At 72.2% G+C, this 21,365-nt stretch carries 16 protein-coding genes; 5 read left to right on the top strand and 11 right to left on the bottom strand.

Going from position 1 to position 21,365, the window contains the following annotated elements:
• Positions 1 to 42 precede the first annotated feature (42 nt).
• Together AB0F13_RS07845 and AB0F13_RS07840 are read right to left on the bottom strand one after the other, a co-directional pair.
• Complete coding sequence (locus AB0F13_RS07845) at positions 43 to 960, bottom strand: ABC transporter permease subunit (protein ID WP_362076860.1); 918 nt, start codon at positions 958 to 960, stop codon at positions 43 to 45.
• Positions 950 to 2,032, bottom strand: a complete 1,083-nt coding sequence (locus AB0F13_RS07840; RefSeq protein WP_362076857.1) for an ABC transporter ATP-binding protein — start codon at positions 2,030 to 2,032, stop codon at positions 950 to 952. The genes AB0F13_RS07845 and AB0F13_RS07840 overlap by 11 nt, the downstream gene beginning before the upstream one ends.
• 202 nt (positions 2,033 to 2,234) lie before the next feature.
• Here AB0F13_RS07840 and AB0F13_RS07835 point away from each other — a divergent pair, with 202 nt between their 5' ends.
• The 4 genes from AB0F13_RS07835 to AB0F13_RS07820 all read left to right on the top strand — a co-directional run bounded on the left by AB0F13_RS07835 (position 2,235) and on the right by AB0F13_RS07820 (position 6,856).
• Entirely contained in the window at positions 2,235 to 3,074 is an 840-nt protein-coding gene (locus AB0F13_RS07835; RefSeq protein WP_362076854.1) for a M24 family metallopeptidase, read from the top strand.
• Entirely contained in the window at positions 3,071 to 4,858 is a 1,788-nt protein-coding gene (locus AB0F13_RS07830) for an SDR family oxidoreductase (RefSeq protein WP_362076851.1), read from the top strand. Before AB0F13_RS07835 ends, AB0F13_RS07830 begins: the two co-directional genes overlap by 4 nt.
• 114 nt (positions 4,859 to 4,972) lie before the next feature.
• On the top strand, positions 4,973 to 5,842 hold the full coding sequence (locus AB0F13_RS07825) for a metal-dependent hydrolase (RefSeq protein ID WP_362076849.1): 870 nt from the start codon (positions 4,973 to 4,975) through the stop codon (positions 5,840 to 5,842).
• 12 nt (positions 5,843 to 5,854) lie between these two features.
• Positions 5,855 to 6,856, top strand: a complete 1,002-nt coding sequence (locus tag AB0F13_RS07820; RefSeq protein ID WP_362076846.1) for a MerR family transcriptional regulator — start codon at positions 5,855 to 5,857, stop codon at positions 6,854 to 6,856.
• Between the two features lie 51 nt (positions 6,857 to 6,907).
• On the opposite strand, the gene AB0F13_RS07815 is transcribed toward AB0F13_RS07820, so the two are convergent.
• From AB0F13_RS07815 to AB0F13_RS07805, 3 genes are all read right to left on the bottom strand, one after another.
• The gene (locus AB0F13_RS07815; protein WP_362076843.1) at positions 6,908 to 7,501 is read right to left on the bottom strand and encodes a hypothetical protein; all 594 of its coding nucleotides are present in this window, start codon (positions 7,499 to 7,501) and stop codon (positions 6,908 to 6,910) included.
• 105 nt (positions 7,502 to 7,606) lie between these two features.
• Entirely contained in the window at positions 7,607 to 8,509 is a 903-nt protein-coding gene (gene htpX, locus AB0F13_RS07810) for a zinc metalloprotease HtpX (RefSeq protein ID WP_362076840.1), read from the bottom strand.
• A 121-nt stretch (positions 8,510 to 8,630) separates the two neighbouring features.
• The gene (locus tag AB0F13_RS07805; protein ID WP_362076837.1) at positions 8,631 to 9,530 is read right to left on the bottom strand and encodes an LLM class flavin-dependent oxidoreductase; all 900 of its coding nucleotides are present in this window, start codon (positions 9,528 to 9,530) and stop codon (positions 8,631 to 8,633) included.
• Between the two features lie 130 nt (positions 9,531 to 9,660).
• Here AB0F13_RS07805 and AB0F13_RS07800 point away from each other — a divergent pair, with 130 nt between their 5' ends.
• The gene (locus tag AB0F13_RS07800) at positions 9,661 to 10,593 is read left to right on the top strand and encodes an HAD hydrolase family protein (RefSeq protein WP_362076834.1); all 933 of its coding nucleotides are present in this window, start codon (positions 9,661 to 9,663) and stop codon (positions 10,591 to 10,593) included.
• Between the two features lie 15 nt (positions 10,594 to 10,608).
• On the opposite strand, the gene AB0F13_RS07795 is transcribed toward AB0F13_RS07800, so the two are convergent.
• From AB0F13_RS07795 to hisC, 6 genes are all read right to left on the bottom strand, one after another.
• Positions 10,609 to 11,670: a M23 family metallopeptidase gene (locus tag AB0F13_RS07795; protein ID WP_362076831.1), complete on the bottom strand. Its 1,062-nt coding sequence runs from the start codon at positions 11,668 to 11,670 to the stop codon at positions 10,609 to 10,611.
• Positions 11,671 to 12,038: 368 nt separating this feature from the next.
• Positions 12,039 to 13,610 (bottom strand): GAF domain-containing protein, encoded by a 1,572-nt coding sequence (locus tag AB0F13_RS07790; RefSeq protein ID WP_362077209.1) that lies wholly within the window; start codon positions 13,608 to 13,610, stop codon positions 12,039 to 12,041.
• Positions 13,611 to 13,703: 93 nt separating this feature from the next.
• Positions 13,704 to 17,348, bottom strand: coding sequence for a thiol reductant ABC exporter subunit CydD (gene cydD / locus AB0F13_RS07785; RefSeq protein ID WP_362076828.1), 3,645 nt, complete (start codon positions 17,346 to 17,348; stop codon positions 13,704 to 13,706).
• 12 nt (positions 17,349 to 17,360) lie between these two features.
• Positions 17,361 to 18,362: a cytochrome d ubiquinol oxidase subunit II gene (cydB, locus tag AB0F13_RS07780; protein WP_362076825.1), complete on the bottom strand. Its 1,002-nt coding sequence runs from the start codon at positions 18,360 to 18,362 to the stop codon at positions 17,361 to 17,363.
• A 25-nt stretch (positions 18,363 to 18,387) separates the two neighbouring features.
• The gene (locus tag AB0F13_RS07775) at positions 18,388 to 19,971 is read right to left on the bottom strand and encodes a cytochrome ubiquinol oxidase subunit I (RefSeq protein ID WP_362076822.1); all 1,584 of its coding nucleotides are present in this window, start codon (positions 19,969 to 19,971) and stop codon (positions 18,388 to 18,390) included.
• A gap of 266 nt (positions 19,972 to 20,237) precedes the next feature.
• The gene (gene hisC / locus AB0F13_RS07770; protein WP_362076819.1) at positions 20,238 to 21,314 is read right to left on the bottom strand and encodes a histidinol-phosphate transaminase; all 1,077 of its coding nucleotides are present in this window, start codon (positions 21,312 to 21,314) and stop codon (positions 20,238 to 20,240) included.
• Between the last annotated feature and the right edge of the window lie 51 nt (positions 21,315 to 21,365).

Genomic DNA, 21,365 nt, shown 5'->3' with positions numbered 1-21,365 from the left:
CATTCCTTGAGGGGTGGCGGACGGGCGACGGGAGGGCGGTTGTCACAGGCCGGCCTTTCGGTAGCGGCGCATCAGCAGGCCGTACGAGCCGGCGATCATGGCGAGGAGCACGAGGAGGTAGACCGCTCCGGCGCCGGTGCCGGGGCCGTTGCCGCCGGGGAAGGCGGTGGTGGCGGACAGGAAGGCCGTCTGCACGCCGTCGATCAGGGTGATCGGCGAGAAGAGGCCGAGCCAGCCGATGGCCGTGGTGTTGTCGCTGTCGAGCGCGATGGCCTGGACGGTGCTGACGGCTCCGTAGGAGATGGTCAGTACGGCGATGACGGCGGCGACGCCGAAGCCGCGGCGCGGGGTGAGGGCGGCGACCACCAGGCCGATGCCCGCGAACAGCAGCGACAGCAGGGTCACGGAGACCAGGCCCTGGCCGAAGCCCTTCGTCTGTTCGGCGAAGTCCAGCTTGGCGAGCAGGGCGCCCGCGTAGAGGATCAGCAGGGGCACGCCGGTGAGAATGAACAGGGCCGAGGCCATCGCCGCGAACTTGGCCACCACATAGTCGGCGCGTTCGATCGGGCGGGAGAAGTACAGGGGCACCGTCTTGAACCGCAGGTCGCGGGAGACCGACTGGGGTGCCTGGGCGGCGAGGTAGAGGCCGATGACCGCCTGGAGGTAGATCGCGTAGCGCGTGTACTCCATGGGCAGGCGGTTCATCTTGGTGGTGACGGCGACCGCGACGACGATCGCGGCGGGCAGGCACATCACCGCGAACAGCGTCATCGGCAGCACCTTCGACTTCGCCGAACGGCCGAGGCCGTAGGCACCGCGCAGGCTCTGCGAGAACAGGGAGCGGCGGGCGTAGCCGCGGCCCAGGCGGGGGCCGGAGTAGTTGCGGTAGCCGATGTTGTGGATGACGTCCTGGGTGACCGGCCGCCGGCCGGTCGCCCTGGCTTCGGTCTCAGGCGGCATCTGCGGTGCCTCCATTCTGCTTCTCGCGCTTGTCCCCGGACCCGCGTTGCCAGTCGGCACCCCAGGCGGGCCGGCCGGCTTCCGTCCCGCGCGGCTCGTCGTCGCCGTCCCGGAAGACCTCCGCGATGCGGTGCCGGCGCTGTTCCATGCGGACCAGGCCGAGGCCGAGGCCGGCGACCGCGTCGCGGACGACGTCGTAGGTCGCTTCGCCGGCCACGTCGACCAGGAGGACGCGCCCGGAGGCGGGCGAGCCGTCGGCCGACCGGCCCGCGGGCACGGTCGTCAGTCCCGCCCCGGTGAGGGCCGCGAGCAGCGCGGCCGTGCCGTCCGGGCAGGCGTCGGTGTCGGTGACCTCCACGGCGAGGGAGCCCGTCGCCTGGGTGAACTCGTCCGTGGACGAGGACCGCAGCAGCGTGCCGCCGTCGATGACGACGACGTGGTCGCACGTGCGCTCCAGCTCGCCGAGCAGGTGTGAGGTGACCAGGACCGAGATGCCGAAGTCGGTGTGGACGCGCCGGATGAGGCTCAGCATCTCGTCGCGGCCGACCGGGTCGAGGCCGTTGGTCGGCTCGTCCAGCAGCACCAGCCGGGGGTCGTGGACGAGGGCCTGGGCCAGCTTGACCCGCTGCTTCATGCCGGTGGAGTAGCCGCCCATGGGGCGGTACCGCTCCTCGTACAGGCCCACGTGCCGCAGCGTGTCGGCGGTCCGCTCACGGGCGGCCGTGGGCGGCAGGCCGGACATCCGCGCCATGTGGACGACGAACTCGGTCGCCGACACATCGGGTGGCAGGCAGTCGTGCTCGGGCATATAGCCGACCCGCTCCCGGACCTCGGCCCCCTGGGTGGCGACGTCGAGGCCGAGTACCTCGGCGCGGCCCTCGGTGGCCGGGGAGAGCCCGAGGAGGATCTTGATCAGCGTCGACTTGCCGGCTCCGTTCGCACCCACCAGACCGGTGACTCCCGGGGTGATGTCGACGGAGAGCCGGTCGAGAGCGGTCACCCGGGGGTACCGCTTGCTGAGGCCTTCGGTAGCGATCACAGTCACGTATCCGACGGTAGTGGCGCGGGCCACAGCAGTCGTCAGACCAGACGGCTGGATGTCCGTAGTCCTCGGGTCTGACGCGCCCGTAGGGGTGACCCCCGGGTGAGAGGTGGGGCAGCGGGCGGCGGGGTTTTCCACAGGTGCGCCGGAGCCCTTGACGCAGCCGCCGGACATTGTCACATTCGTTGATGTCAACTTGCGGGTGCGGCTTCGGACTTGGTCGGAGGACGGCATGGCAGGGCGGTTCGACGGGGAACTGCACGGCTTCCGGGCGGTGCAGCGCCTCGCGTACGAGTGCGCGGAGGCGGTCGCCGGCCGGCTCCGGCCGGGGGTGACCGAGCGCGAGGCGGCCCGGATGCAGCGGGAGTGGCTGCGTGAGCGCGGGGTGCGGGACTGGTTCCATCTGCCCTTCGCCTGGTTCGGTGACCGCACGGCCTTCACGGGCTTCCGGGTGCCGCTGCAGTTCTTCCCCACCGGGCGAAGACTGGAGCCGGGGATGCCGTTCATCCTCGACATGGCCCCGGTGCACCGGGGCTTCACCGCGGACGTCGGCTACGCGGGCTGCCTGGGCCCCAATCCGCTGCACGACCGGCTGCTGGCCGACCTCGAGGCCCACCGCGCCCTGATCCTGCGCGAGGTGCGCGAGCGCCGGCCGCTGCGGGAGATCTACGAGAACGTGGACCGCCTCATGGTCCGCCAGGGCTACGCCAACCGGCACCGCGCCTATCCCTTCGGGGTGATAGCGCACAAGGTGCACCGGGTGCGGGAGCGCCGCTGGTCACCCCACCTGTTCGGGTTCGGTACGCAGTCCCTGAAGGGGCTGGCGTCCGACGCGCTGCACGGCCACCGCGAGGGCTGGTCGCCGCTGTGGAGCCCGTACCGCTTCTCCGACCACCCGCCGCGGCCCGGGCTGTGGGCGGTCGAGCCCCACCTCGGCTTCCGGGGGACGGGCGCGAAGTTCGAGGAGCTCCTGGTGGTCACCGACTCGCGGGACCCGCAGGAGAGTGCGTTCTGGCTGGACGACGATCTGCCGCACGTGCGGCGCTGGCAGGAAGAAAGGACGGCCGCATGAGCACGCAGGGCGCGGGGACCGAGGGGGCGCGGGAGCGCCGGGTGGCCACGGGCGGGGTCGAGCTGTGCGTCGTGGAGCTGGGCGACGCCGCGAACCCCACGGTGGTGCTGCTGCACGGCTACCCGGACAGCAAGGAGGTCTGGTCCGAGGTGGCCCTGCGGCTGCGGGACCGCTTCCACGTCGTGCTCTACGACGTGCGCGGCCACGGCCGCTCCACGGCTCCGCAGCCGCTGCGCGGCGGGTTCACGCTGGAGAAGCTCACGGACGACTTCCTCGCGGTCGCCGACGCGGTGAGCCCCGGAGCGCCGGTGCACCTGGTCGGGCACGACTGGGGGTCGGTGCAGGGCTGGGAGTTCGTCACCGTCGCACGCACCGAGGGCCGCGTGGCCTCCTTCACATCGGTCTCGGGGCCGTCCCTGGACCACTTCGGGCACTGGATCAAGGACCGGGTGTCCCGGCCCACCCCGCGCCGCGTCGGCCAGCTCCTCGGGCAGGGCGCCAGATCCTGGTATGTGGGCGCGCTGCACATGCCCGCGCTCCCTGAGGCGGCTTGGCGCGGGCCGCTGGCCAAGCAGTGGCCGAAGATGCTGGAGCGGGTGGAGCGGCTGCCGTCGGACGGTTACCCCACCGCCTCCCTGGCCGACGACGCCGCGCACGGCGCCTGGCTCTACCGGGACAACGTCCGGGCCAGGCTGCTCCGGCCGCGCACCGACGCCTACGCCCACGTCCCCGTCCAGCTGGTCACGCCGAGCGGGGACGCCTTCCTGTCCGAGCGGCTCTACGACGACCTGGGGCGGTGGGTGCCACAGCTGGTGCGGCGCACCCTGGCCGCGAAGCACTGGTTGCCGCGGACGCGCCCCGACCAGCTGGCTTCCTGGATCACCGGGTTCGTCACCGCGCAGGAGGCCGCGCGGCAGACCGGAGCGCCCGCCCGGATGCCGGTGGGCGCCGGGCCGTACGCGGAGCACTTCGCGGGACGGCTGGTGCTGGTGACGGGCGCGGCCAGTGGCATCGGGCGGGCCACCGCGTTCGCTTTCGCCGAGGCCGGCGCGCGCGTCGTCGCGGTCGACCGGGACGCGAAGGGCGCGGCCCGTACGGCGGAGCTGGCACGGCTGACCGGGGCGCAGGAGGCCTGGGGCGAGTGCTGCGACGTCTCGGATGAACAGGCGATGGAGAAGCTGGCCGCCAAGGTCGCCGCCGAGTACGGGGTGGTGGACGTACTGGTCAACAACGCCGGCATCGGGCTGGGCGGCACTTTCCTGGACACCACCGCCGAGGACTGGCGGAAGGTCATCGACGTCAATCTGTGGGGTGTCATCCACGGTTGCCGGACCTTCGGCCGGCAGATGGCCGAGCGCGGCCAGGGCGGTCACATCGTCAACACCGCCTCCGCGGCCGCCTTCCAGCCGTCCAGGTCGCTCACCGCGTACAGCACGTCGAAGGCGGCGGTGCTCATGCTGAGCGAGTGCCTGCGCGCCGAGCTGGCGGGCAAGGGCATCGGGGTCAGCGCGATCTGCCCCGGGATCGTCAACACCGGGATCACCGGCACCGCGATCTTCGCGGGCGTCCCGGAGGAGGAGCAGCAACGCCGTCGGGACAAGGTCAGCCGGCTGTACGGGCGGCGCAACTACCCACCGGAGAAGGTCGCGAGGGCGATCCTCGGCGCCGTGGTCCGCGACCGGGCCGTGGTGCCGGTGACCCCCGAGGCGCACGGCCTGCGCTTCATCTCCCGGTTCACCCCACGGCTGCGACGTGCCGTCGCCCGGATCGATCCCCCGCTGTAGAGGAGTCCCATGAGAGACCCGATGAGAGACCCGATGAGAAACACAGTGAGAAACCCGCTGAGAAACCCGGGGAGAAAGCCGGTAATAGAGCCCTACCGGATAGCCCCGCGGCGTGTGTCGTTCGACTGGCGCGAGACACCCCTGCACTGGATACCGGACGAACCGACCGCCACCCACGTCATCAACGTCCTGCACCTCCTGCTGCCCGCCGGGGAACGGTGGTTCGTCAAGGTCTTCAAGGAGGCCCTGCCGCTGGTGCGGGACGAGGCGCTGCTCAAGGACGTCAAGGGCTTCATGGGCCAGGAGGCCACGCACAGCGTCCAGCACTCCTACGTGCTCGGCCACCTCGCTGCCCAGGGTCTGGACACCGGCCCCTACACCCGGCACGTGGACTTCCTCTTCGACGTCCTGCTCGGCGAGAAACCCCCGTTCGGCATGCCGGTCCGCGAGCAGGAGTGGCTCCGCTTCCGGCTCTCGGTGATAGCGGCGGTCGAGCAGTTCACCGCCGTGCTGGGCGACTGGGTCCTCGACGCGGAGGGGCTCGACCGGGCCGGCCCCGATCCCGTGATGCTTGACCTGCTGCGCTGGCACGGCGCGGAGGAGGTCGAGCACCGGTCGGTGGCCTTCGACATGTACGAGCACTGCGGCGGCGAGGATCCCGCCCGCTACGCCCGCCGCGTACTGGGCATGGCCATCACCGCCCCCGTCCTGTTCTACCTCTGGGCATGGGGAGCGGCCTACCTGATCCGGCACGACCCGAAGCTCGTCGGCCGCCTGCGCTACTCGCTGCGCGAGCACAACCGCGCCGTCGCCAAGGGCCTGCTGCCCAGCTGGCGGGAGCTTGGATCAGCCGTTCCCCGCTACTTCCGGCGCTCGTACCACCCCTCTCAGGAGGGGTCGCTGCGCAGAGCCGTCGACTACCTGGCGGCCTCGCCCGCGGCTCGGGCCGCGGCGGGCGCGATAGGCCGCGCGGCCCTTTCCTGAGGAGCGACGCCCTTGTCCGACGCCATTTCCGGCCCGCCGTCCCCGCAGCCGCCCCCGGCCGAGTACCGGATCGAGGACCTGGCCCACCGCAGCGGCACCACGGTCCGTACGATCCGCGCCTACCAGGACCGCGGGCTGCTGCCGAAGCCCGAGCGGCGCGGCCGGGCCAACGTCTACGGGGACACCCATCTGACCCGGCTCCGCCGCATCGCCGGCCTCCTCGACCGGGGCTACACCCTCGCCAGCATCAAGGAGCTGCTGGACGCCTGGGACGCCGGGCGCGGTCTCGGCGGGGTGCTGGGCCTGGCCGCCGAGCTCGACGGGCCGTGGACGGACGAGGAGCCCGGCCGGATCACCCGCGCGGAGCTGGACGAGCGGTTCGGCGGCGAGCGGGACGACGCGGCCGTCGAGGACGCGGTCCGGCTCGGCGTCCTCGTGCCGCTGCCGTCCGCGTCCGGCGAGTACCTCGTGCCCAGCCCCCAGGAACTGGCCGTCGCCGCCGAGCTCCACGCCGCCGGGGTCCCCCTGGCCGCCATCTCCGGCCACCTGCGGGAACTCCGCACCAAGGTCGAGCACATCGCCGCCCGCTTCCTCGACTTCACCACCGAACACGTCTTCCACCCCTACCTCGGCCATCCCCCCACCGACGAAGAGGCCACCGAGGCCGCCTCCCTCGTCCGCCGCCTGCGCCCCCTCGCCCAGCAGACCGTCGACGCCGAACTCGCCCGCGCCATGCGCACCCTGGCCACCCGCTACCTCCAGCAGCACCTCGCACCGGCGGCACAGGAACCGGAACCGGATACGGATACGGGGGCGGAACCGGATACGGAGGCGGTGGTGGGCGCCGGCACCGAGGAGGTGCTGCTGCCCGCCGGGACCGTCGGGGCGGTACGGGCACTGGTCGGGCCGCAGAACGTGGCGGCGTTCATTACCGCCGCCACCGAGCGCGAAGTCCAGGCCCGCACGATGGACGAGCTCTGCCTCCCCGCCAGGACGGATGGAAGCATTCCGTGAATACCAGGCGGTGCAGGCGGTGCCGCCACCTCGTCGGCAGCCGCCCCCGGCTCACAGCCCCGGCGCGCCCCAGACCGGGAACCAGCGGCTCAGGTCCTTCTCGACCCGCAGGTCGTTCTCCAGCAGCGCTCTCACCTGCAGCTCCAGCCCGTTGTCCCGCTTGTCACCGCCGTCCGCCACCGGTGCGAACGGATAGAAGGTGCCGCGCTTGTAGAGGTAGACGAGCGCCAGGGAGCGCTGCCGGGCGTCGCGGAAGCCCATCAGGGAGCAGAGCAGCTGCGGTCCGAAGCCGCCGTCCTGGAGCAGGGTGTTCACCGCGTGCAGGTCGTTGACGAGGGCAGCGGCGCCCTCGGTGCCCTCCGCGGGCTGCCGGGCCAGCAGCCAGGTGTAGCCATAGGCGTCCCGGCTGAACTCCACGGGCACCCCGCCCCGCCCCGTGTCGGCGTCCAGCAGGGCCCGTACGTCCTCCCGCAGCCGGTCGAACGCGCCGCCCTCGACGCTCGCGAAGCACACCGAACCCAGCCCGGTCGGACGGAACCCGGCACCTGCCTGCAGTGTGACGGCCGCGGACGGCAGGGCGAACAGCTGGTCGAGGTCGGGCCGGACCGGCTTGGTGCGGCCGAGGATGACGTCCAGGAAGCCCACGGGCGGAAGGTCCTTTCCGGGAGGCCGGCGTACGGGTCCAGGGGGGCCGGCGTGCGGTCCACGGGGGGGCCGGCGTGCGGTCCACGGGGGCCAGCGTGCGGGCCGTCAGGCGCGGCCGAGGCCGGCGGAGATCCGGCCCAGCTGCTCCAGCCGCTGCTCCAGCGTCGGGTGGTAGGACAGCAGCCGGCTCAGGCTGTCGTTGGAGAAGGCGGGCGCGAAGTAGAAGGCGTTGAACGGCTCGGCCTGCCGCAGGTCGCGGGTCGGTATCCGCGCCATCTGGCCGGTGACCTTGGTCAGCGCGGACGCCAGCGCGGAGGGCCGTCCCGTCAGCAGCGCGGCCGCGCGGTCGGCGGACAGCTCGCGGTAGCGGGACAGCATCCGGGTGAGCAGGAAGCTGATCGCGTAGACCACGGCGCTGACCAGGGGAATGAGCACCACCAGCACGGCTGTGTTGCTGTCGCGGCCGCCGATCCGGCGGAAGCCGCCCCACAGCCCCACGCGGGTGATGATCCCGGCCAGTACGCCGAGGAAGGACGCGATGGTCATCACCGCCACGTCACGGTGCGCGACATGGGAGAGCTCGTGGGCCAGCACGCCTTCGAGCTCCTCCGGCTCCAGCCTGCGCAGCAGGCCCGTCGTCGCGCAGACCAGGGCGTTGCGCCGGTTGCGCCCGGTGGCGAAGGCGTTCGGGACGTCACTGTCGGCGATCGCCACCCGGGGCTTGGGCATGTCGGCGAGCGCGCACAGCCGGTCGACGGCGCCGTGCAGCTCGGGAGCCTGCTGCGGGGTGACCTCGCGGGCACCCATGCCGAACGCCGCGATGCGGTCGCTGAACCAGAACTGGGCGATGAACACGCCGCCCACCAGGACCAGGATGATCGGCCAGGCCCCGCGCAACAGGGCCACCAGCACACCCACGAAGACCACGTAGAGCAGCCCGATGAAGAACATCGTGCTGACCATGCGGGTGGTCAGCCCCCGGTCGGCGGAGAATCGGGTGTGTTGCACGGCGTACCTCCAAGGTCCGGCGGACCGTGCCCTCGCTGGGTACCTCTGTCCCGATTCTCCCTCTCCACCGCCGCCGGCGGCGGGTAAGAACCGCAGCCCGCGCCCAGAAGCCGCACAGGCCTCAGGAGAGCTGGTTCAGCCCCTCCGTCGCGATCTTCTCGAAGACGGCGGCATCGGCCGCGAACAGGGAATCGGCGATCGGCCAATGGATCACGATCTCGTCGATGCCCAGCTCGGCATGCGAACCCGCGAAGTCGACAAAGGCGTCGAAGGAGTCCAGCGGCCGGTCCGGGGTGAAGCCGGTGAGCATCACCTTGCGCAGCTCCGACACCTCGCGTCCCGCCTTCCCGCAGACCTCGCCGAGGCGCTCGATCTGCCCGGCGACGGCCGCCCGGGACTGCTCGGGGGTGCCCGTCTCGTAGATCTTGGGGTCGCCGGTGGTCACCCAGGCCTGGCCGTGGCGCGCGGCGAGCCGCATGCCGCGCGGGCCGGTGGCGGCCACCGCGAAGGGCAGCCGGGGGCGCTGTACGCAACCGGGGATGTTGCGCACCTCGGAGGCGGAGTAGTGCTCGCCCTCGTACGAGACGACGTCCTCGGTGAGCAGCCGGTCCAGGAGCGGTACGAACTCGGCGAAGCGGTCCGCCCGCTCGCGCGGCGTCCACGGCTCCTCGTCGGCCCTGCGCAGGGCGGTGGCGTCGAAGCCGGAGCCCCCGGCGCCGATGCCGAGCGTGACGCGCCCGCCCGAGATGTCGTCCAGGGAGATCAGCTCCTTGGCGAGCGTCACCGGGTGCCGGAAGTTCGGGGAGGTGACCAGGGTGCCCAGCCGCAGGCGGGAGGTCACGCCGGCCGCCGCCGTCAGGGTCGGTATCGCGCCGAACCACGGGCCGTCCCGGAAGGTGCGCCAGGACAGGTGGTCGTAGGTGTAAGCGGTGTCGAAGCCCAGTTCCTCGGCTCGCTGCCAGGACTCACGGCCGCCCTCGGACCAGCGGCGGTCGGGAAGAATCACGGTGCTCAGTCGCATGGGACCGAGCCTAGGCGCTGGGTCCGACAGCCGGTGCCCGGGGGAAGCCGTCCGGCGCTCCCCGGCTGAAGCGCATATCCCGGCCGCACGTTTGTACGCCCGGGTCCCGGCGGTGGACGAGAATGAGGGCGTGACTTCAGCTACCGAGCCCGAGACACCGGCAGCCGGCCGGACAGCAGCCACTCCCCGGTTGATCGCCACCGACCTCGACGGCACCCTGCTGCGCGACGACAAGACGGTCTCCGACCGCACCGTCGCGGCACTGGCCGCCGCGGAGGCGGCGGGCATCGAGGTCTTCTTCGTCACCGGCCGCCCGGTCCGCTGGATGGATGTCGTCAGAGATCACGTGCACGGGCACGGCCTGGCGATCTGCGCCAACGGCGCCGTCGTCGTCGATCTGCACGACGGCGGGCGGTTCGTCGACGTCCGCCCGCTGGAGTCCGCCGCCGCGCTCGCCATCGTCCACGCGGTGCGCGCCGCGGCCCCCGGCGCCTCCTTCGCCGTGGAGCGGACCTCGGGCATCCACTATGAGCCGCACTACCCGCCCTTCCAGCTGGACCCCTGCGCGCGGATCGCCTCCGCCGAGGAACTCCTCGACGACGAGGAGCTCCTCGACAACGACGGCGACGAGGGCGGCAGCGGTGGCAGCGACGGCGGCCACGGCCACGAGGGCGACGGCCGGGGCAACCCCATCGTCAAGCTCCTCGCCTTCCACCCCGAGCTGGCCCCGGACGAGTTCCTGGGCCTGGCCCGCACCGCGGCCGGCGAGCACGGTTCGTTCACCCGTTCCAGCCCTACGGCACTGCTGGAGATCAGCGGCCCCGGTGTCAGCAAGGCCAGCACTCTGGCCCGGTACTGCGCCGAGCGCGGCATCGGGCCGGAGCAGGTCGTGGCCTTCGGTGACATGCCCAACGACCTGGAGATGCTCAGCTGGGCGGGCACCTCGTACGCCATGGCCAACGCCCACCCCGAGGTGCTGGCGGCCACCACGTACCGCACCGCCGCGAACACCGAGGACGGCGTCGCGGCGGTCATCGAGCAGATCCTGCACGGCATGCCGTAGGCGGCGGCGTACGGTCTACAGCAGCACGCCGCGCGCACGCAGCCACCCCACCGGTTCGACCGCGGACCCGAACTCCGCGGACTTCCGGATCTCGAAGTGCAGATGCGGCCCGGTGGAGTTCCCGGTGGTTCCGGACAGCCCGATCCACTCGCCCGCCCGTACGTTCCGACCCGTCGCCAGCAGGGGCCCCGCCAGGTGCGCGTACTGCGAGTACCAGCCCCCTTCGTGCCGGACCACCAGGCTGATGCCGAAGGGGCCGCCGCACCCGGTCGAGACGACCGTCCCGGGCCCCACCGACCGCACGGGCGTTCCGGTGGGGACGGCGAAGTCCTGCCCGGAGTGCCCGCTCGCCCAGTGCGCACCCACGCCCCCGAAGCCCGCGGTGAGCTCGTAGGAGAGCAGCGGGCGCGTCCAGCCGCTCGGTGAGATCGCGGCCGCGCGGTCCCCACCGTTCCTGTCGTCCTGGAGTTCGCTCTGGAGGCCGTCGAGGTCGACCGGTGTGCAGCGCCCGTTGCGGACGGCCGCGGCCGCCATGCTGTTCAGGTCGCCGCGCGCCTGGGCCAGGCGCTCCTCAAGGGCCTTCCTCTCCGTCCGCATCTGGGTGACGTCCGCGTCGAGGACCTGCCAGGAGGCCGATGTCGACATCTCGTCCGCGGCGAGGGTCCGGTTCCTGCTGTCGGCCTCGATCACCATGCGGGCCAGCCGCTCCCGTCGGTCGCTGTCGTGCCCCTGCAGCTCCAGCAGGTCCAAGGGCTCCTCGGCGGCCGCCAGGCTGCCGGGCGCGGTGAAGCCACCGGTGCGGTACTGCGCGCGGGCGACGGCTCCCGCGTCCTCGTGCAGCACCGCCGACACGACCCGCTGGCCCCGCAGCTGCCGCGCGAGCTGGTCGGCCCGCGTCTTCTGGCCCTTCGCCATGCGCAGCCCACGCTCGTACCGCTGGCGCACCCACCCTGCCTCGCGCGCCAGCCGCAGCACCTCGGAGCTGACCCGGGCGAGGCGCTCCGGCGCCCGCAGGACGGCGGAGGGCTCGGAGGAGGGCAGAGGTGCGGCCATCGCCACGCACAGCGCACAGAGCACCGCGCCACCGTGCCGGTGCACAGGGCGGGTCCGCAGGGCCCGCAGGACCCGGCGGTACGAACGATACGAACGATACGAACGATTCGAGCACCGCATGTCCGCGATCTTGGCTCGGTGCCCGGCCGCCCGCGCCCACAGAGGAGCGTTCGGAGGAATGCGGGCACCTATAGGGCTACGCCTACGCCTTTAGGGCTAAGACGCGCCTTGCAGGAGGCGCCTTTGGTACGAGGCGTCTTGTACGAGGCCTCTTGTACAAGGCATAGGGCCGAGGCGTCTTCTACGAGGCGTCTTGTACAAGGCATAGCGCCGAGGCGCCCGGACAAGGCGCTGGGCCGCGGCGCCTGATGAGGCATAGGACCGAGGCGCCTCTACAGGGGCGCTTCCCACACCACCTTCGTGCCGCCCCCGTCCTCGCCGATCCCCGGCCCGTACGAGCTGGAGCCGCCCAGTGACTCCGCCCGTTTGGCGAGGTTGCGCAGTCCGCTGCGCCTGCCGCCTTCAGGGATGCCGACGCCGTCGTCGGCGACGGTCAGCCGGACCGCCTCCCGGCCGTCCGGCAAGGTGGCGGTGGCGTCGACGAGGACCTCGATGCGGGACGCCCGGGCGTGCCGGAAGGCGTTGGAGAGCGCTTCCCGCAGGGCGGCGATGAGGTTCTTGCCGGTGAGTTCGCCGACCTTGGCGTCGACCGGGCCGGCGAAGGTCGCGGAGGGCTGGAACCCGAGCGGCACGGCGGCCGTGCCCAGCTCGCGCAGGACCCGCGTGCGCAGCCCGGCGGGCGCCTCCGCGGGCCCCTGCTGCAGGGCGAAGATGGCGGTGCGGATCTCCTGGATGGTCACGTCCAGCTCGTCGACCGCCTGGCCGACCTTCGTGGTGACCTCGGGCACGACGGCGAGGCGCTGTGCGCTCTCCAGCAGCAGTCCGGTGGCGAACAGCCGCTGGATGACCAGGTCGTGCAGATCGCGGGCGATCCGGTCGCGGTCCTCGAAGACGGCGAGCCGCTCACGGTCGCGCTGCGCCTCGGCCAGTACGAGCGCGAGAGCGGCCTGTGCGGCGAACTGCGCCGCGAGAGTGCGCTCGGTGGCCGTGTACTTACGGGCACCGCGCTTGCGCGGGGTGGCCAGGGTGCCGAGCACGCGGTCGCCGCTCTTGAGGGGCAGCAGCATGCTCGGCCCGAAGCGGGGCGCGACCTCGGTGATCAGGCGTGGGTCGGTGGCCGAGTCGTCGATGAACACCGGCTCCCCGGCGAGGAGCTGCGAGACGACGGGGCTGTGCGGCGGCATCACCGTGCCCAGCAGCCCGGTGGGGTCCTGGGCGGAGACGGCCACCATCTCCAGCCCGCCCTCGCCGTCCGGCAGCAGCACGATCCCGGCGTCCGAATCGGCGAGCCTGCGGGCCTGTTCGGCGACGACGGCCAGGGCGTCCTCGGCGTCGCTGCCCGACAGCAGGGCCGTGGTGACGGCGACCGAACCGTCGATCCAGCGCATGCGCTGACGGCCCTCGTCGTGCACGCGCGCGTTGCCGATCGCGATGCCCGCCTCCGTCGCGAGGATCTTCACCATGTGCAGGTCCGCGACGCCGAACTCGCCGCCGCCGCGCTTCTCCGTCAGGTAGAGGTTGCCGAAGATCTCCCCCCCGACGCGGATCGGTACGCCCAGGGCGTGCTGGCCGTCCGGGAAGGCGGCGATGTGCTCGTACTGCTCCGCGCTGACCCCGTAGGTGACGAAGTCGGACAGCCCCTCGCCACCGGCGTCGATGACGCCGATGGCGGCGTACCGCGCGTCGGCCAGTTCGGCGGCGGTCCTGGCGATCCGGTCGAGGGTGGTGTGCAGCTCCAGTCCGGTGCCGACGGCACGCATGGCCTCCAGCAGTTGCGGCACGCGCCCGGTCAGCTCGACGGACAGTCCCTGCAGGCTGCGCGCCGCCTCCGTGGCGACGTCCACCGAGTCCGGAGAGGCCCCTGGGGCCCGGGAGCCCGTGCTGTCCTGTGGGTCCGGGGGGCCGAAGGACGATGCGGTCGCTGCCATGCACCGAGCCTAATAAGTGCCATTTGCCAGGGAAAGCGCCTTGATGCTGGTGTCCGTGGCGTCTTGCGGAACATGTGCGTCTTCCCGTGCCTCCCGCTCCAGCATCCGCCGGAACGGCCCCGGTGCTACCGCCAGCGCTTCGTACGCCCCCCGCTGCGCCACGCGCCCCCGCTCCAGCACGATCACCTCGTCGACCGCCTCCAGCCCGGCCAGCCGGTGCGTGATCAGGACGGTCGCGCGGCCCTCCGTCGCCGTCAGCAGGTCCGCCGTCAGAGCGTCGGCGGTCGCCAGGTCCAGATGCTCGGCGGGCTCGTCCAGTACGAGGACGGGGAAGTCCGCGAGCAGCGCACGGGCCAGCGCCAGCCGCTGCCGCTGGCCGCCGGACAGCCGCGCCCCGTGCTCGCCGGCCAGCGTGTCCAGGCCCTGCGGCAGGCCCTCCACCCACTCCAGGAGCCGCGCCGACCGCAGCGCCTCGCACAGCTCGGCGTCACTCGCGTCCTTGCGGGCGAGCAGCAGGTTCTCGCGCACCGAGCTGTCGAAGATGTGGGCGTCCTGCGCGCACAGCCCCACCAGCCGCCGCAGCGCGTCGCCGTCCATCCCGGCCGCGTCCCGGCCGCCCAGGGTGTACGAGCCCGCCTCCGCGTCCAGGAAGCGCAGCAGCACCTGGGCCAGCGTGGTCTTGCCTGACCCCGAAGGTCCCACCACGGCGACCCTCCGGCCCGCCGTCAGCTCCAGGCCGAACCCGCCCAGCGCCGGCCCGTCCTGCCCCGCATGCCGCGCCGTCAGCCCGGCCATCCGCAGGGGGAACGGCGACGCGGGGGCCGGCTCCGAGCCGTCCCGTACGGGTTCAGGCGCGTCCAGCACCTCGTACACGCGCTCCGCGGAGCGCTGGACGCGCCGGCGGTAGCGCACGGCGAGCGGCAGTGCCGTGACCGCCTCGAACGCGGCCAGCGGGATCAGCACGACCACCGCCAGCCACACTCCGCCCAGGCGGCCGTCGTGCACGGCACGCACGCCCGCCCAGGCGGTGCCCGTCACCGTCAGACCGCAGGCCAGGGCCGAGAGGCCGGCACCCAGCGCACCCGCGGCGGAGGCACGGCGTGCGATGCGGGTCAGCGTGCCGTCGGCGCGGCGCAGCCGCTCGAACCGGTCCGGCAGGGCGCCCGCGACCGTCAGCTCGGCCGTTCCCGTCAGCAGCTCGACCACATGGGTGGACAGCTCGCCGCGCGCGGGTGCCAACTGCCGCTCCGCACGCCGGGCGACAGCCGCCGACAGGGCGGGTACGGCCAGCCCGGCGGCCAGCAGCCCGGCGGCGAGCACCGCGCCCGCTTCCGGCAGCAGCCACGTGGTGAAGGCGATGGAGCCCGCACCGACGACCACTGCGGAGCCGACGGGCAGCAGCCAGCGCAGGAAGTAGTCCTGCAGCGCGTCGACGTCCGCGACCAGGCGGCTGAGCAGGTCACCGCGGCGGGTCTCGCGCAGCCCGGCCGGAGCAAGCCGCTCCAGGCGCCGGTAGACCGAGACGCGCAGCCCGGCCAGGACGCGCAGGACGGCGTCGTGCGAGACGAGGCGTTCGGCGTAGCGGAAGACGGAACGGCCGATGCCGAAGGCGCGCGTGGCGGTGACGGCGACCATCAGGTAGAGCACGGGGGGCTGCTGCGAGGCGCGCGAGATCAGCCGGCCGGAGACGCCCATGAGGCCGACGGCACTGCCGAGCGCCAGGGTGGCCAGCAGCAGGGCGAGGGCGAACCGGCCCGTCCACGGCCGCCCGGCGGCCCGCACCCGGGCAAGCGCCCCCGCTCCACGCACGGCACTGCTCCCACCCGCCTGCCCGTCGCCGGGAGCGGGGTGAGCCCCCGCCGACGCGGCCCCCGCGAGGGCCCGCTCGTCCGCCGGCTCCTCACCGCGCCGCTTCTCCGCCGGCTCCTCACCGCGCCGGGCCTCGGCCCCCTTCGGCGCCGTGTCCGTTGCCGGGTGAACGGACGGGTGAACGGACGGGCCGTCCGCGGTCCCCGGCCGCGCGGGCCGGGCCACGAGGCGGACCGTCCGGTCGGCGACGGCGAGCAACGCGGGACGGTGCACGACCAGCACCACGGTCCGGCCCTCGGCCAGCCGCCGTACGGCCGCCACCACGGCGGCCTCGGTCTCGCCGTCGAGCGCAGCGGTCGGCTCGTCGAGCAGCAGCACCGGCCGGTCGGCGAGGAAGGCCCGGGCCAGCGCGAGGCGTTGCCGCTGCCCGGCCGAGAGCCCGCCGCCGTCCTCGCCGAGGCGAGTGTCAGTGCCCTGCGGCAGCATGGAGACGAACTCGAGCGCCCCGGCCGCGCGCAGTGCGTCCCGCAGCTGCGTGTCCGTGGCATCGGGCCGTGCCAGTCGTACGTTCTCGGCGACTGTCCCGGCGAAGAGGTGAGGTCGTTGCGGAACCCAGGCCACCTGGTTCCGCCAGCTTTCGGGGGAGAGCGATGCCAGGTCCGTACCGCCCAGGAGTACGCGCCCGCTCGTGGGCCGTTCCAGGCCCAGCAGGGCGTTCAGCAGCGTCGACTTGCCGATTCCGCTGGGGCCGGTCACCGCGACCGTCTCCCCGGGCCGCACCTCGAACGAGACCTCGGCCAGCGAGGGTTCGGTGCGACCCGCGTGCCGCACCACGAGCCGGTCCACGGTCAGCGTGGCCGTCCCGGCGTCCGGGGCGGGGAGGGTGCCGGCCGGGGCGGGCTCGCTCTCCAGCACCGCGAAGACCTCGTCCGCGGCCGCCAGGCCCTCCGCCGCGGCGTGGTACTGCGCCCCCACCTGGCGCAGGGGCAGGTAGGCCTCGGGTGCCAGGACGAGCACCATCAGGCCGGTGCGGAGGTCGAGTTCGCCGTGCACCAGCCGCATGCCGATGCCGACGGCGACCAGGGCCACGGACAGCGTGGACAGCAGTTCCAGCGCGAAGGAGGACAGGAAGGCCAGGCGCAGCGTCCGCAGAGTCGCACGCCGGTAGTCGTCGGTGATGGCGCGGATCGACTCGGCCTGTGCCTTGGCGCGGCCGAAGACCTTCAGTGTCGGCAGCCCCGCGACGACGTCGAGGAAGTGCCCGGACAGCCGGGACAGCAGCCGCCACTGGCGGTCCATCCGGGACTGGGTGGCCCAGCCGATGAGGGCCATGAAGAGGGGGATGAGGGGCAGCGTGAGGACGATGACGAGCGCCGAGAGCCAGTCGGCGGTGACGATACGGGCGAGGACGGCCACGGGCACCACGGCCGCGAGACCCAGCTGGGGCAGGTAGCGGGCGAAGTAGTCGTCCAGCGCGTCGATTCCCCGGGTGGCGAGGTTGGTCAGCTCGCCGGTGTTCCGGCCGGCCGGCCCGAGCCGCGCGGCGCGCTCCAGCAGTCGCGTCCGCAGCTGGGACTTGACCGCCGCGCTCGCGCGGTGGGCAGCCAGCTCGGTGAGCCAGGACACCGCTGCCCGGCCCAGGGCGACGGCGGCCAGCAGCACCAGTGGGACGGTCAGGTCACCGGCCGTACGCCCGTGCTGGAAGGCGCCGGTGACGACCTCGGCGATCAGCATCGCCTGGGCGATGACCAGGCCGGCCCCGGCCAGTCCGAGGGCGACGGAGGCCATGAGGAAGAGGCGGGTCGCGGAGGCGTACCTCAGCAGGCGGGGGTCGACGGGCTTCATGACGGCGGCGCCTCAGTGCGCTGCCGGGATGTGCTGGGTGCCGATCCGCTTGCGGAACACCCAGTAGGTCCAGGCCTGGTAGCCGATGATCACGGGCGTCATGGGGACCGCGACCCACGTGATGATCTTCAACGTGTACGGGCTGGAGGCCGCGTTGGCCGCGGTGAGGCTCCATGCCGGGTCGAGGGAGGAGGGCATGACGTCCGGGAACAGCGCGAGGAAGATCATCGCGAAGGCGGCCGCGACCGTCACCCCGGAGAAGACGAAGGTCCAGCCCTCGCGCCGGTAGTGGTTCACGGCCAGCGCCGCGATCAGGGCGGCCCCGGCGGTGATCAGCGCCACGAGACTGCGCCCGTTGCCGGATTCGATCTGCGTCCAGCCGAGGAAGGTCACGGCGAGGACGGCCGAGGTCATGCCGAGGACGGTCGCGTACGACCGTGCCCGGTACCGGATGTCGCCGACCGTCTTGAGCGTCGCGAAGACCGCGCCGTGGAAGGTGAAGAGCACGAGCGTGAAGGCGCCGCCCAGCAGGGCGTACGGGGTCAGCAGGTCGAGCACGTTCCCGGCGAAGTTCTTGTCCCGCCCGATCGGCACGCCGCGCACGATGTCGGCGAAGACCGCGCCCCACAGGAAGGCGGGCAGCATCGAGCACCAGAAGATCGCGTGTTCCCAGTTGCGCTGCCAGCGCTCCCCGGTGCGCTTGTGCCGGTACTCGAAGGCGACGCCGCGCACGATGAGGCACCCGAGAACGGTCAGCAGCGGCAGGTAGAAGGCGCTGAAGAGGGTGGCGTACCAGTCGGGGAAGGCGGCGAAGGTGGCCCCCGCGGCGGTGATCAGCCAGACCTCGTTGCCGTCCCAGACCGGTCCGATCGTGTTGATCAACACCCGGCGTTCGGCGCGGTCCCTGGCGAGGGCCTTGGTCAGGACCCCGATGCCGAAGTCGAACCCTTCGAGGAAGAAGTAGCCGGTCCACAGGACGGCTATCAGCAGGAACCACAAGTCGTGGAGGTGCATGGTCGGTTCTCCGTTCCGCGCCGGGTCAGTACGCGAAGGTCATCGGCTTGTCGGCGTCCTCGGGCGCTCCGGCGCCCGGGGTCCCGCCGGACGGCATCCGCAGCCGGGGGTCCTTCGCCGGCGGCTTCTCGTCGGTGTCCGGCCCGGCCTTGGCGTACTTCACCAGCAGCTTGACCTCGACCACGGCGAGCACCGCGTACAGCAGGGTGAAGACGGTCATGGACGTGATGACCTCGCCCCGGCTCACCCCCGGGGAGACCGCGTCGCCGGTCTTCATCAGCCCGTAGACGGCCCAGGGCTGACGGCCCATCTCGGTGAAGATCCAGCCGAAGGAGTTGGCGATCAGCGGGAAACCCATGGTGAGGATGCCGATGCGCCAGGACCACTTGGTCAGGAACGGGTTCATCTCACGCGTCCTGGTCAGCATCAGGCGCGGGATGCCGCCCTCGGCGGTGCGGTGCTCCGGGGCCAGCCAGAGCTTCCTGCGCGTGGTCCACAGCCCGATGAGCCCGGCGACGAAGGAGGTCATCCCAAAACCGATCATGAGGCGGAAGCCCCAGAAGGTCATGAAGATGCTGGGGATGTAGTCCTCCGGCTTGCCGCCGTAGGCCGCCGCCTCCCGGGCGGCGGTGTCCTTGATGCCGGGGACGGCGTCGGAGAAGTTGTTGTGTGCCAGGAAGGAGAGCAGCCCGGGGACCTCTATCTCGACGCTGTTGTGGCCCTTGCCGACGTCGCCGACCGCGAAGAGCGAGAACGGCGCCGGCGACTGGGTCTCCCACAGCGCCTCGGCGGCGGCCATCTTCATCGGCTGCTGCTCGAACATCACCTTGCCGAGCTGGTCGCCGCTGACGGCCGTACCGAGACCGGCGATCACCGCGACGACCAGGCCCACCCGCAGCGAGGCCAGCATCGCCGGGATCTGCTTGCGCTGCTTCTCGGCCGGCTCCTCGCCCCGGATCTGCTTGCGCTTGGCGCGCCACAGGTGGAAGGAGGCGATGCCGACGATGAAGGCGCCGCCGGTGAGGAAGGCGGCGGTGAGTGTGTGGAAGACGACGACCAGCGTCGTGTTCTGCGTCAGTACGGCCCAGATGTCGGTGAGCTGCGCCTTGCCGGTCGCCTTGTCGACGGTGTAGCCGACCGGGTGCTGCATCCAGGAGTTCGCGGCCAGGATGAAGTACGAGGAGAGGACCGTGCCGACGGCCACGATCCAGATGCACGCGCAGTGGATCTTCTTGGGCAGCTTGTCCCAGCCGAAGATCCACAGCCCGATGAAGGTGGACTCGAAGAAGAAGGCCAGCAGCGCCTCCATCGCGAGCGGCGCCCCGAAGACGTCACCAACGAAGCGCGAGTAGTCCGACCAGTTCATGCCGAACTGGAACTCCTGCACAATGCCGGTGACCACACCCATCGCGATGTTGATGAGGAAGAGCTTTCCCCAGAACTTCGTCGCGTGGAAGTACTTCTCCTTGCCCGTACGGACCCAGGCCGTCTGGAAACCGGCCGTGACCGCGGCGAGGCTGATCGTGAGCGGTACGAAGAGGAAGTGGTAGACGGTCGTGATGCCGAATTGCCAGCGGGCGAGTGTCTCGGGAGCCAGGGCCAGATTCACCGGGGTCTCTCCTTGCCTCGTGCATCACCGGCGACACCCGCCGCCAGTGTTTTTGCCCTCGTATGACCCAGATAAAGAGGGCCATAAAGGATGCGCTTGTGAACGCGTTCACATTCACAAGCATTATGGCGCACCCCTTTTTCGGACAACCACGCGGGGTACCCCCTTCGGCTCTTGCGCTACGGACGCCGAACGCCGTGCGCCCCCTCGTGGGGGCGCACGGCGTTCTGTCCGGTTGCGCGGGTGGGCGGCTGCGCCGCCCGCCATCACATCTTCTTGCGGAACTCCTCCGCCGCCCGCAGGAAGATGTCGTTCGCCTCGGTCTCACCGATCGTCACCCGCACGCCCTCGGGGAAGGGCCGTACGACCACACCCGCCTGCTCGCACAGGGCCGCGAACTCTCCGGAGCGCTCCCCCACCGGCAGCCAGACGAAGTTGGCCTGCGACTCGGGCAGCGTCCAGCCCTGGCCGGCCAGGGCCTCGCTCACCCGGGTGCGCTCCGCCACCAGCGCGTCCACGCGCTCCCGCAGCGCCGCCTCGCTGCGCAGCGACGCCACCGCCGCGTCCTGGGCCACCTGGCTCACCCCGAAGGGGACAGCCGTCTTGCGCAGCGCCGCCGCGACCGGCTCATGCGCGACGGCGAAGCCGATGCGGAGCCCGGCGAGCCCGTACGCCTTGGAGAAGGTGCGCAGCACACAGACGTTCGGCCGGTCGCGGTAGAGGTCGATGCCGTCGGGGACGGTCTCGTCGCGGATGAACTCCAGGTACGCCTCGTCAAGGACGACCAGCACGTCGGAGGGCACCCGGTCCAGGAAGGACTCCAGCTCGGCCCGGCGCACGACCGTGCCCGTGGGGTTGTTGGGGTTGCAGACGAAGATCAGCCGGGTCCGGTCGGTGATCGCGGCGAGCATGGCGTCCAGGTCGTGCACGTCGCCCTCGGCCAGCGGCACCGGCACCGGGGTGGCCCCCGAGACCTGGGTGATGATCGGGTACGCCTCGAAGGAGCGCCAGGCGTAGATCACCTCATCGCCGGGGCCCGCCGTCGCCTGGACCAGCTGCTGCGCCACGCCGACCGAGCCGGTGCCGGTGGCCAGGTGCGAGAGCGGCACGTCGAAGCGCTCCGCCAGCTCGGCCATCAGGCCGGCACAGGCCATGTCGGGGTAGCGGTTGAGGGAGGCGGCGGCGGTGAGGGCGCTCTCCAGCACTCCGGGCAGCGGCGGATAGGGGTTCTCGTTGGAGGACAGCTTGTACGCGACCGGGCCACCGGGCGCCGCCGGCCTGCCCGGCTTGTACGTCGGCACAGCGTCCAGCGCCGCGCGCAGCTTGGGGGTCTTCTCGTCCACCGCAGGTCCTCCTCCACCACCACCGACATGAATACCGCACACCTTATGAGG

Origin of the sequence: Streptomyces sp. NPDC026206 (assembly GCF_040638465.1) — a bacterium.
In the GTDB taxonomy this organism is placed as follows: domain Bacteria; phylum Actinomycetota; class Actinomycetes; order Streptomycetales; family Streptomycetaceae; genus Streptomyces.
Note: the sequence above shows the minus strand (reverse complement) of the source record. Positions and strands in the feature narration are given on the sequence as shown.